Source organism: Bacteroides sp. ET71, from assembly GCF_023336905.1.
In the GTDB taxonomy this organism is placed as follows: Bacteria; Bacteroidota; Bacteroidia; order Bacteroidales; family Bacteroidaceae; genus Bacteroides.
The window spans coordinates 141104-153642 of sequence record NZ_JAMBLS010000002.1; the positions used below are offsets into that span (position 1 = coordinate 141104).

At 44.6% G+C, this 12539-nt stretch carries 12 protein-coding genes and 1 tRNA gene; 9 read left to right on the top strand and 4 right to left on the bottom strand.

Translation table 11 applies throughout. The features are described from left to right. Positions 1-216: 216 nt before the first annotated feature. Positions 217-1626, bottom strand: a complete 1410-nt coding sequence (locus tag M3090_RS01985) for an amidophosphoribosyltransferase (RefSeq protein ID WP_249053729.1) — start codon at positions 1624-1626, stop codon at positions 217-219. Positions 1627-1943: 317 nt separating this feature from the next. On the opposite strand from M3090_RS01985, the gene crcB reads away from it, so the two are divergent. After that, entirely contained in the window at positions 1944-2324 is a 381-nt protein-coding gene (gene crcB / locus M3090_RS01990) for a fluoride efflux transporter CrcB (RefSeq protein ID WP_249053730.1), read from the top strand. A 44-nt stretch (positions 2325-2368) separates the two neighbouring features. Here crcB and M3090_RS01995 read toward each other — a convergent pair. Further along, a tRNA-Thr gene (locus M3090_RS01995) sits at positions 2369-2442 on the bottom strand. A 237-nt stretch (positions 2443-2679) separates the two neighbouring features. On the opposite strand from M3090_RS01995, the gene M3090_RS02000 reads away from it, so the two are divergent. From M3090_RS02000 to M3090_RS02035, 8 genes are read left to right on the top strand one after another with little or no spacing between them, the layout of a single operon-like run. Beyond that, entirely contained in the window at positions 2680-3234 is a 555-nt protein-coding gene (locus M3090_RS02000) for a DUF4199 domain-containing protein (RefSeq protein WP_249053731.1), read from the top strand. An 18-nt stretch (positions 3235-3252) separates the two neighbouring features. Next, complete coding sequence (locus tag M3090_RS02005) at positions 3253-4209, top strand: glycosyltransferase family 2 protein (RefSeq protein WP_249053732.1); 957 nt, start codon at positions 3253-3255, stop codon at positions 4207-4209. A gap of 7 nt (positions 4210-4216) precedes the next feature. Next, the gene (locus M3090_RS02010) at positions 4217-4699 is read left to right on the top strand and encodes a DUF6452 family protein (RefSeq protein ID WP_249053733.1); all 483 of its coding nucleotides are present in this window, start codon (positions 4217-4219) and stop codon (positions 4697-4699) included. Further along, entirely contained in the window at positions 4668-5441 is a 774-nt protein-coding gene (locus M3090_RS02015; RefSeq protein WP_249053734.1) for a DUF6048 family protein, read from the top strand. Before M3090_RS02010 ends, M3090_RS02015 begins: the two co-directional genes overlap by 32 nt. 17 nt (positions 5442-5458) lie before the next feature. Further along, on the top strand, positions 5459-6040 hold the full coding sequence (locus M3090_RS02020; RefSeq protein ID WP_249053735.1) for a manganese efflux pump MntP family protein: 582 nt from the start codon (positions 5459-5461) through the stop codon (positions 6038-6040). A 16-nt stretch (positions 6041-6056) separates the two neighbouring features. Then, positions 6057-7088, top strand: a complete 1032-nt coding sequence (locus tag M3090_RS02025) for an FAD:protein FMN transferase (RefSeq protein WP_249053736.1) — start codon at positions 6057-6059, stop codon at positions 7086-7088. Between the two features lie 56 nt (positions 7089-7144). Continuing rightward, positions 7145-7483 carry a 6-pyruvoyl trahydropterin synthase family protein gene (locus M3090_RS02030; RefSeq protein WP_249053737.1) on the top strand — a complete coding sequence of 113 codons (339 nt, stop codon included), beginning with the start codon at positions 7145-7147 and terminating at the stop codon, positions 7481-7483. After that, the gene (locus M3090_RS02035) at positions 7464-8018 is read left to right on the top strand and encodes a 7-carboxy-7-deazaguanine synthase QueE (protein WP_249053738.1); all 555 of its coding nucleotides are present in this window, start codon (positions 7464-7466) and stop codon (positions 8016-8018) included. Before M3090_RS02030 ends, M3090_RS02035 begins: the two co-directional genes overlap by 20 nt. A gap of 91 nt (positions 8019-8109) precedes the next feature. Here the strand turns inward: M3090_RS02035 and M3090_RS02040 are convergent, their stop codons facing one another. Beyond that, positions 8110-11508 (bottom strand): fimbrial protein, encoded by a 3399-nt coding sequence (locus tag M3090_RS02040; RefSeq protein ID WP_249053739.1) that lies wholly within the window; start codon positions 11506-11508, stop codon positions 8110-8112. Between the two features lie 13 nt (positions 11509-11521). Then, positions 11522-12535: a hypothetical protein gene (locus M3090_RS02045; RefSeq protein WP_249053740.1), complete on the bottom strand. Its 1014-nt coding sequence runs from the start codon at positions 12533-12535 to the stop codon at positions 11522-11524. Between the last annotated feature and the right edge of the window lie 4 nt (positions 12536-12539).

A 12539-nucleotide genomic window follows, 5' to 3' on the forward strand; every position in this document is an offset into this window, starting at 1 on the left:
AAGCACGAAGGCCAACGCCCCCGCTTCTCACGGACCAGAGCCTTCCTTCTTACGGACAAGAAGCGCGCCTCTTCCGAACAAGAGATTCTCTCCTCCTGCACGAAGCACACATGCACATGCCTACGCCCTGTTTATCGCTGTAAAATTAAGAAAAGAGGCGTGAACTGCCAAGCAATTCACGCCTCTTTTTTTCATTTCCATACACCAGTATGGCACTCAAAAGCAACCCGTTCCGTCGAAACAATGGGTACACAATTTACATTTAGGCAACCCGATAGATTCTACCAGCGTTTCCAGCGTATTGAATTTCAAAGAATTCAGTCCGAAACGCTGGCGGATGATATCCACCAACTTCTCATACTCCGGCGAACCGGTCCGGGCATACTTCTCCAGATTCTTATTCTCGTCACCTTCCAGCTCTTTGATAATGCGCCGCGTAATCAGCTCAAGATTACTGCGCGAAGCCGTAAAACCGATGAATGGACAAGCATAAATAAGCGGCGGACAAGCAATGCGGATATGCACCTCGCGGGCACCACACTCATAAAGCACCTTCACATTGTCCCGCAACTGTGTGCCGCGCACGATGGAGTCATCGCAAAACAACAACCGCTTGCCTTGCAACATGGAACGATTGGGAATCAATTTCATCTTGGCCACCAGGTTACGCAACTCTTGCCGGCTCGGCGTAAAACTACGCGGCCAGGTAGGCGTGTACTTGGCAATGGCCCGATGATAAGGCACCCCCTTGCCTTCTGCATAACCCAGCGCCATGCCTACGCCCGAATCGGGAATACCACAAGCACAATCCACTTCCGAAGTGTCCGTCTGCCCCATTTTCAATCCGGACAAGAAACGGACTTCCTCCACATTGCGGTCTTCATAACACGAAGTAGGGAAACCATAATATACCCACAGGAAAGAACAAACCTGCATCTGCTCATTAGGCTTGCGCAACTGTTCCACCCCGTCTGCACACAAACGAACAATTTCGCCCGGCCCCAGGTAAGAATGTATCTCATAGTCCAAGTTCGGGAAACTGCTTGACTCACTGCTGGCTGCGTACGCCCCCTCCTTTCGGCCTATCACGATAGGTGTACGTCCCCATTTGTCGCGGGCAGCAATAATGCCATCCTCCGTCAGCAACAACATAGAGCAAGAACCCTTGATGCGATTATAAACATTTTCAATGCCCTCTACAAAAGTCTTCCCTTGAATAATGAGCAAGGCTACCAGCTCCGTCTGGTTCGTTTTACCCGAACTAAGCTCTGCAAAATGCATATTGCGAGACAACAGCTCGGCCTCCAGTTCGTCCATATTCTGTATTTTTGCCACCGTAACAATAGCAAACCGGCCTAAATGAGAATTTATAATAATGGGCTGGGCATCTGTATCACTAATGATGCCTATGCCCGAATTGCCGACAAACTTGTTCAACTCGTCTTCAAATTTAGTCCGGAAATACGTACTTTCCAAGTTATGGATGGAACGGGTGAATTGTTTTTTTTCCGCATCATACGTAGCCATACCGCCACGTCTGGTTCCCAAATGCGAATTATAATCAGTGCCGTAAAACAAATCGGTCACACATTGCGCCTTGGATACTGTTCCGAAAAAGCCTCCCATAAGAAATGATGTATTGTATTTAAATTTAGCATTTATGCGTGCAAAGGTACGAAAAAGTCAGCACTGACGACAAAGGAGACTTGCTTTTTTCAATGCACATACGAAAAGAAGCCGCTCCACCAGTCCCAAACAGACTTACAGAAACGGCTTCCCAAAACTAACACCTGCATGAAAACTACAACCTTTTACCTTTGTAGCTTTATATAAGCTTGCAAATATAAGCTTTTCCGTTCAAACAGCCAACTATAAAGCCATTTCTTTTTGACGCAACAACAAAATACTTATCTTTGCACGTTTTTAACTCCATTTTCCATTATATGACGAAGACACTGCTCTTAATTTTCCTGGGCGGAGGCACAGGCAGCCTTTTACGTTATGCCGTACAACTGATGACCGACCAGCACCAACGTTTCTCCTCTCCCACACTCTTCCCGTGGTCCACCTTCTGCGTCAATCTCTTAGGCAGCTTCCTCATCGGCTTGTTCTACGCATGGGCTTCCCGCTTCAACTTATCAATAGAAACTCGTCTATTGCTTACCACAGGTTTATGCGGCGGTTTTACAACCTTCTCCACCTTCAGCTACGAAAGTATGAATCTGCTACGCCAAGGTTACTATATGATATTTATAGCCTATATCAGCGCCAGTATCTCATTAGGAATAGTAGCTACGCTGGCTGGAGGATGGATAGGCAAATAAAAAAGGAAGGACATGCTCTGACAGCACATTCTTCCTTTTTCCTGAGCCTCTTGTCGGATTCGAACCAACGACCCCGAGATTACAAATCACGTGCTCTGGCCAACTGAGCTAAAGAGGCGGGTGGGTAAGCTTACTACATCGCGCCGCTACAACCTGCTACCTTTGCTGCGGTCAAGCCCTGGAGGATTCACAGGGAGCTGGCCGTGTAGGACTTACCCGTTTTTGCGGGTGCAAAGGTAGGCATTTTTTTCATACGCACAATACATCCGCCAAACTTTTTTCAACTTTAACAAGTCGGCACACCTGTACATACAATATTATTTATACCTTTGCAGCACATTTCAAAGGAACAAAAATGGCAGAAAACAGAGGTTATATACAACGCTACGCCATGCTCTTCGGAGCTTATTTAGGCGTATATTGGATTATCGGAGCAGTATTCTTCCCTTTAGGCCTTGCCAACCCGCTGCTCTTTTTACTATTCATCGCCTTTGTGATAGGCGGCCCTTTTGTGGGTTATTATTATGTAAAGACATATCGTAAACAGGCTTGCGGAGGTTACATTTCATTCTCTCATGCGTGGCTTTTTTCCATGTTGATGTACGTTTTTGCAGCCTTGCTTGCAGCAGCCGCTCATTACATTTATTTCCGTTTCATCGACGGAGGATACATCATCAATACGTACACGAGCCTGATTAACGACTTTTTCAGCCAAAACACAACGGCTGCCGACATGACGCCCTACAAAGAACAAATGGAGCAAGCCTTGGAACAATTATCCAAGTTTACCCCCATAGATATCACGATGCAAATATTTTCGAACAATATCTTCTGGGGAATATTACTGGCCATTCCAACAGCCCTCTTCGCCATGAAGAAAAACAATGGAGCCAATCCGATTCAATTTTAATCAAAATTTATAGACCGAATGGACATTTCAGTAATCGTACCTTTATATAATGAAGAAGAATCCCTGAAGGAGTTATTCACCTGGATTGAACGGGTGATGAACCAACACGGCTTCACCTACGAAGTAATCTTTGTGAGTGACGGAAGCACAGACCACTCCTGGGAAATCATCGAAGAGCTGCACCAACAACACCCCGAGGTCGTGAGGGGTATAAAGTTCCGCAGAAACTACGGCAAATCGCCGGCTTTGTATTGCGGCTTCAAACAAGCAGAAGGGAACGTAGTCATTACCATGGATGCCGACCTGCAAGACAGCCCGGACGAAATTCCCGAACTCTACCGCATGATTACGGAAGAAGGCTATGACCTGGTATCCGGCTGGAAGAAGAAACGCTACGACCCCTTGTCCAAAACGCTGCCCACCAAGCTGTTCAACGCCACGGCACGCCGAGTCTCAGGCATAAAAAATCTGCATGACTTTAACTGCGGATTAAAAGCCTACCGCAAAGAAGTCATCAAGAACATCGAAGTCTATGGGGAGATGCACCGCTACATCCCCTACCTGGCCAAGAGTGCAGGATTCAATAAAATTGGCGAGAAAGTAGTACATCACCAAGCCCGCAAATTCGGTAAAACCAAATTTGGCGGCTGGAACCGCTTCTTCAACGGATATTTGGATTTAATTTCTCTCTGGTTCCTTTCCACTTTTGGCATCAAGCCCATGCATTTCTTCGGATTCTTAGGCTCGTTGATGTTCATCCTCGGTTTTATTTCCGTCATCATCGTAGGCGCCAGCAAACTATATTACATGCACAATGACATGCCCTACCGCTTAGTGACTGAGTCACCTTATTTTTATCTGGCACTGACAGCCATGATCATTGGCACCCAACTGTTTTTAGCAGGCTTTTTGGGTGAACTTATCTCACGCAATGCTACCGGACGCAATAACTACCAAATAGAAAAAAACATTTAACGCTCCTATGAAACGACTCATCAGATTAATATTAGCAGGCGTACTGCTTTGCCCGGCAATAGGCTTCATGGCATCTTGTTCGGAAGAAGCAGACTGTTCCATGAATGAACGTGCCATGACCAACTGCGGAATCTACACCATCGATGCTGATGGATTCATAGCCAATGACACGCTGGATTCGCTTACCGTAACCGCATTTGGCACAGACAGTATCATTGTCAACAACCAGAAAGACGTTAACGACCTCACCCTACCGTTGCGCTACACGGTCGATTCAACAATTTTGGTGTTCCGATACAGTCGCTATACAACCGATACGCTTGTCATTCATCACACCAATACGCCCTATTTCTTGTCGATGGACTGCGGATACCAGATGCAGCAACGTATCACCTCCGTCACACATACAACCCACCGATTAGACTCTATCTATATCACCAATAACGAAGCCGGCATCTATGGTCAGGAAAATATCCAGTTATTTTATTAGTCTGCTATGTAGTCTGTTGCTGCTTCTGGCTCTGCCGGCACAAGCACAATATGCTGGCTCATCCTCGACCAAAGACACCCGTCCCGTGGCCAAGAAGAAGGAGAAGAAACCGGCAGAAATAGAATATCCGCTCTACAACGGAGTGTCCGTAGGATTAGACTTATGGGGCATCGGCAGCAAGCTGTTCGGTGGAGACTTTCTGAGCAGTGAAGTGATAGCCAGCGTAGATTTGAAACACCGTTTTTTTCCTACTGTGGAAGTCGGCTACGGACAAACAGACGCTTGGAACGATAACGGCATACACTACAAGAGCGGTGCTCCCTACTTCCGCATCGGCATGGACTACAATGCACTGTATAAGAAGAAACACGGCCAGATGCTACTTGTCGGATTACGCTACGGTTTCAGCAGTTTCAGCTATGACATCGAAAGCATGAGCGTAAGCGACCCCATTTATGGTGGAAGCATCGGCAATCCCAATCTGATTGACGACATATGGGGAGGCAGCATCTCCTACCGGCACAGCGGAATGACAGGTTCCATGCAATGGCTGGAATTGGGCGTAGGTATACGCGCACACATCTGGAAACCACTATACATGGGCTGGGGACTGCGCTTCCGTTTCAGGTTATCGGCCTCTACCGGACAATATGGGGACCCGTGGTACGTACCCGGATTCGGGACATACAAGTCTAACACATTGGGCGTGCAGTACAGTATTATATATAAATTACCTTTCTAAATCTTCTCTACGTAATTATGACAGAATTAGAAATCTGCCTCTTGGCTGTGGGACTTGCCATGGATTGCTTCGCCGTGTCCATTGCCAGCGGCATCATACTGAAACGCCCACGTTGGCGCGCCATGCTTACCATGGCCTTCTTTTTCGGTTTTTTCCAGGCACTCATGCCACTGATAGGATGGGCAGCAGCCAGCCTTTTCAGCCATCTGATAGAGGCCGTAGACCATTGGATTGCTTTTGGTATTCTGGCTTTCTTGGGCATACGCATGATACGCGAATCGCTCAAAGACGAAGAATGTCGCCACACCTTTGACCCTACCCGTCTGAAAGTAGTACTGGCATTTGCCATAGCTACCAGCATTGACGCATTGGCCGTAGGGGTATCGTTTGCTTTTGTAGGCATGAATGGGGCGGAAGACATCCTGCCAGCCGTCGGCATAATCGGCATAGTTTCGTTCATTCTGTCCATGGCCGGGTTACTCTTTGGCATACGGTGCGGATGCGGACTAGCCAAGAAGTTGCGCGCCGAACTGTTGGGAGGGGTCATTCTGGTCATTATCGGATGCAAAATACTGATAGAACACTTATTCTTTAACTAACCTTTTCTCAACGAAAATGAACAGAAAGACAAAATACAACCTCGCATGGCTGGTGCTCCTCATTGCAGGGACCGTGTGGATACTGATACGCCACCAGGCTCCTGTTTCCTACCAGAAAGATGAAGGCCTTATATTCGGCACTATCTACAACATTACCTACCAGCATGACAAGAGTTTAAAAGAAGATATCGAGGCTGAGCTACACCGCTTTGACGCTTCCTTGTCACCTTTTAACGAGGCATCTGTCATCAGCCGCATCAACCGTAACGAAGACGTCCGGCCAGATACCTTCTTCACCAACGTCTTCCACCGGAGCGAGCAGATCTCTCAAGAAACCGAAGGCGCCTTCGACATCACCGTAGCTCCACTTGTCAATGCCTGGGGATTTGGCTTCAAGGATGGTGTCTTCCCCGACTCAAGCATGATAGACAGCCTGCTCCGGTTTACCGGCTACCGGAAAGTACGCCTCACTCCCGATGGCCGTATCAAGAAAGACGACCCACGCCTGATGTTGACTTGCAGTGCCGTAGCCAAAGGCTATGCCGTGGACGTAGTGGCCAACCTGCTGAAACGCCACGGAATACAGAATTTCCTGGTAGACATCGGCGGAGAAGTCGTAGTGCATGGCACCAACCCTCAGTCCCAACCGTGGCGCATCGGCATCAATAAGCCCGTAGATGATTCACTGTCTGTCAGCGGAGAGCTGCAAACGGTCTTGCACATCACCAACGCTGCCATGGCCACTTCGGGCAACTACCGGAACTTCTACTATCGCGACGGCAAGAAATACGCCCACACCATCGACCCGCGCACAGGGATGCCCGTGCAACACGAAATTCTGTCGGCCACCGTCATTGCCCGCGACTGCATGAGTGCCGACGCCTATGCCACCGCTTTCATGGTCATGGGCTTACAGGAAGCTATCGCCTTTACCGAAGCACATCCGGAGCTAAACGCCTATTTCATCTATAACGATGCGGAAGGCCGGATGCAAATCTATCAAACCCAAGGCATGAAGCAATTCCTCTCCCCTCCCCCGGAGAAATAACGTCTTCCCCTTCTGTTCTCAACCCCTAATTCTTAATTTTCAATTCTCAATTTTCAATGTACACCGTTATCAAACGACTGGAAATATCCGCAGCACACAGCCTGCAGCTCTCCTACCCCAGCAAATGTACCACCTTGCACGGGCACAACTGGATTATCACCATCTACTGCCGCTCGCACGAACTGAACGCCGACGGCATGGTGACCGACTTCAGCCACATCAAAGAGCAAGTAGCCGGGAAGCTGGATCACCGCAACCTGAACGACGTGCTGCCCTTCAATCCCACAGCCGAAAACATCGCCCGCTGGGTGTGCGAACAGGTGGAACACTGCTACCGCGTAGAAGTACAGGAATCGGAAGGAAACACTGCCATTTATGAAAAAGAAGAAGATTAACGAGATATTTTACAGCCTGCAAGGCGAAGGGATGCACACGGGTACACCCGCCGTATTCGTCCGCTTTTCCGGCTGTAACCTGCATTGTCCGTTTTGCGACACCCGCCACGAAGAAGGCATATGGATGAGCAATGAAGAAATTGTCGAAGCAGTAAAGCGCCACCCCTGCCGCTTTGTCATACTGACCGGAGGCGAACCGTCCCTGCAAATCGACGAAGACTTGCTGCACCGCCTGCACGATGCCGGACGCTATATCTGCATCGAAACCAACGGCACGCATCCCCTCCCTGCGGGTATCGACTGGGTAACCTGTTCGCCCAAAGGTGATGCCCCCGTGATGTTGGAAAAGATAGACGAGGTAAAAGTGGTCTATACGGGACAAGATGTAGAAACATACCACAAGCAACTGAAAGCCGACCACTACAGCCTGCAACCCTGTTCGGGTCTGAACACTGCCGAAACCGTGGCCTATGTACTGGCACACCCTTGGTGGCGGCTCAGTTTGCAGACGCACAAACTGATTGATATCCGGTGATTCCCCCAACAAAACAATGTAGGCTTTGAGAAACGTAAACAGGGACTTTAGCGAGCCAAAGTCCCTGTTTCGGAAGCTGAAAATAATTATTTTACTCTACCATATCACGTACACAGCGAACACTCATTTTATAACTATCCAAATAAACTGAATAATTCAACAAAAAAAGATTACCACTTTGATAAGCAAATCCTATTCGGCTATGGTTATTACCATTCCAACTCCAATTTGGCGACATTATATTATTAGCATATGGTGTATAATCTTTAAAACTAAAAGCAGTCTTGCACATATAAATGGCATTCTTATCATTTTCACTAATATTTGTTGAATATTGGTCATTAAATAATGTCGGATAAGTAGTATACAATAACATAAGTTCTCGTTGATTGGGAATACGATAACCTGGAGGACACGGATAACCATTCCGCTCATTATCATAATAATCTATCCAATCTCCATATCCATAATCATCTTGCCAATAGTCACTCGTTGAGGAAGGACGGTATAAACCATTAGGAGCATCTGTAGCCGATTCAATAACAGCAAAGCGCCAATAAGGTCTGTTATTTCGATATGGATCACGTTCTGTCATTTTGGGCAATGGAGTATCAAACGAAGCGGGCCGAACGCAAACGGCATCCATATATGACACATCTACAACCCGTTCTGTATAAGTCTCACCATTTGCCACATGGGTTTGAGCCGGAAGATCCTGTTTTACATAATCCTGAAAAACAGGTATTTCATTGCTTGACGTCTGCAACTTCAAACCCAAATTGCGCACACATCGATAAGCATAGGGTATCTCATATTCATCCTTCAAATATGAACCGCGGGACGCTCCTTCTTCAGCCCAAATAATCCATGGATCGGATGGTGAATTATTGTAGTAGCTACTGCTTGCTACATGTGATACGGTTACATTTCCATTTTGAACTTCTTTATCATAGAGTTTCGCATTAGGAATAGCATCTTCACCTATCCATAAGTCGGTCAATTGGTCAATAGAAGCCAAATACCAGCGTATCTCTTCCGGGTCAACAATATCGTCTCCGTCTAAATCGCGATTACGCAATAAACAAGCATACCATATATTCTGATAGCCTTCTCTTAAATCCGGAGTTCGAGTATAAACAGAAACGATATCACTCCATTTCAGTTCTTTCTGATTCAATATATTCAAAGTGTTTTCTCTACCATTATCGAGAGTTGTACTTCCCCCAAATATAAAATTATCTCCTATCGAAAGCTCTCCCGTAGGATACTGATTATCGCCTACCTCCATAATACTTTCTGTCCCCCAAGCAGATTTCAGTTCTGTCAGACTCTCATCAGCATTATAAAAGGTATAAATAGGAGCCTGCGAAATAGTAACCACACTTTCCGCCCATGAAGTCTGTCCGTCCGGACTGTATTTGGCACCAGATTTACAAATATGCAGCATACGGTTATCTCCGTTGACCACTTTTTTCCACAACATCAAATCTTCCTCACTAATCACCCCCTCCGTATCAACTGCTATTGGTTTCTGATAATATTCTTTTGTCGGATCATAAACATATAAGTATTCGTCTATGAACACAGAAATGGTAACAGTTCCGTCTTCATCAAAAATAATGCTATTTTCGTCTTTAGCCTCTCGATATAAATGGTTAAGCAATTGATTGACATCATAAAGCTTAACTTTCTTGCCATCATAATAAGTTGAAAAAGGAGCATCTTCGTCCGATATTCCAAAGGCAGGAGCCGGTGTTCCTCCTCCTGTCATCCATCCTTGTCCACCATCATAAGCGGCTTCACCTGGATATTTCAAAACGTCAAGACGACAATAATAGTCATCATGTTGATAACCATGCTCAGAATGATATTCTTTAAAATCAATAAAAGGGTACTCTTTATTAATTCCGAACTTTACCCATTTATAATCGTTTAACGAAGCATCTGTTTGCAAATCTGATTCCAGCCGTTCTCCCGCAATTACCCTATCGGCTATCTCTGTATCAAATACTTTCATGCCACTTTGGAAAGGTGTACTCACTGCCCAAGAAAGTCCCTCTAAGATTTCATCCTTCCGCAATTTTATCAAATCCCGACAATAATGTGCATCCACAGCCCTTACTTCACCACCGGCAACAATAACACTGCCTTCTACCCCTGGACGTGTTTCTTTGGGAGTTTCTGCAACGACCTCAACACGCATAGATTCTACCCCTGTAATAGTTACAGAATAAATATAGTGGGTATTACGCTCCGTATCATAATTATTAACTAATGTTTCCTCATTTTCATATCCCGAACCATTGGAACTAGTATTACCGGTATTTCCTAAATGAACAGTATAAATTACATTGGCATGTACAAATTGCCCCTTATATTCATAAGATAAGTTTCCATATATCTCTACATACGTAGAATGTTCATTAGCAAATACATAAGGCCCTTGCTCATATACCTGCCCCGGCTTTGAAGAATCAGATATTTGTTTCCCCTTTTCTTTTTTTTCACGCAATGCATATAAGCTGGAAGCATCAGCATAATAATCACTTATATCTCCTCGTTGACTTTCATCGCTTTTAATTTCATTTCGGGGTTTCAGACGATTCTCGGGCAAATAAAATTCAAAATAATGCCATGTTCCTTGACCATCTTCAAAATCTTTCTCACCATCAAAATAGAGACGTTCTGTATTACTTTCCATAGAAGCATAGCCACTCCCAGGCTGTTGGGCTTCCATTGCTTCTGCATAATCATAATATTTTCCATCCGGCATACTTACTTTTTCACGAGGAAGCAAATAAGTTCCTTGTGGAATATTCTTTACCTGATAATACTTAGGAACAAAAACAAAATTAGAATAATCAGGATTATCAACTTTCACTCTAAAGGTAATACGAGCATCTACACGTTCCAATGGAACAGGATCATTAGATGCATTCAATATAATACCATCTTCATTGACAGCAATTTGCATTTCTCCATTCTCATTTTTCATCTGCCCCACCATCAAAAAAGCCCTTCGTTCTATATTCAATGGATTAGTCAGTTGTGAAGCAAGAGCTTCAAATTCGTCCAAACTTTGTACGTTACGCAAAGCATCCACATTCAACGTTCCGACACCACTATTTGGATTGCCCACAATGAAGATCTGCTTGTTATTTCCCGAGGTCATGGTGAAATCTTCGATAGTACCTGCTCCCGTATCATTATTTACATTTTCATAAGAATTTCTACCGGACACACTACCATCTTCATTGAAAGCTATGACATACAAACGATAAATAGTCCGCTCCGTTTCTTCTGACTGAGCTGTTCGTGTCGTTACCTCAACGCTTTCCGGTACACCATATTTCAGTGTAACTTGTACAGGAATACCTTCTACTATATCATAACGATTCAACTTTACAATGTCATTATCTTGACATGAACAGATACCAGCCAAAACAAATATTCCGACTAAAAAAACATATTTCAGGAAAGAGCGTTTCATAATCATTCAAATTTTAAGAAAAAGAAGGAACATCTACTGCTACATCCGACCAATCTTTTACTTCCCATTCTATTTTATTTCCCCCTCGGTCGTCTATTGTTATATCTACTACAATTCGTGTATTCCGCTTGATAAATCTTTGTTGCATAAAAGGTTTAGGATTCATCAATACTCCAGAAGCAACGGTTTCAATACCCAATGTATAAGGAGTAGGCTCTATATCAGTTCTTTGAGACTCGAGCACATAAAAGACTAGCAATTCCTTATTTTCCCCCTGCTGGATTGTGACTCCACTTCCTCCTGAAGTGCGTAAAAATACATGGTTTTGATAAGCCACACCAGAAGGAATAGGCAATTTCCCTCCATCGTCATATGAAAACAAATAAGTCCGATCAGGCATAAACTCTCCCAAGACTAAACTATATATAGGTATCTCAAAAGGAGCATTATTGGTAAAATTCAATTCAATTTTTGCAACAACCCTTGTTATTGGTATTTCTATGGTTTGACTTGCTTGATTTATAAATACCGTTTTTATTCCCGTAATAGGTAATCCATTAATGCCTATATCACGTCTCAATAATGGGAAATATTGTTCTGCCATTACAATTTTATTTTCCCATTCGTTTTCCTGTAACACAGAACCTTCACTCACTGCTTGCAAATCCAACCCCAAACTTGCTTCATTAGCTATAGCATAAAAAGTAACATTCCCGTAAGGAATATCTGAAAATACAATTTCATTTACTTCTGCTATACTGCCTGTAAAGCCCTCTTGATAGAACACATTTCCCACTACCGTTCTTGTACTAGTAATAGCGGCAATCACACGTAAAGTCTTTATTCCCTCGTTCGCAGCAGTTGAACCACTCCCTACAGCACGTGTATCTATATGTAATGTTACCGTAGACGTTTGCTCTTCACTTTTTGCCAAGTCATCAACAGAATCGCAAGAAGTCAAAAAAACACATGCCAACGTAAAAGTAATCAAAATAATCACTACAATATTATTTTTAAGCATACCCATATTC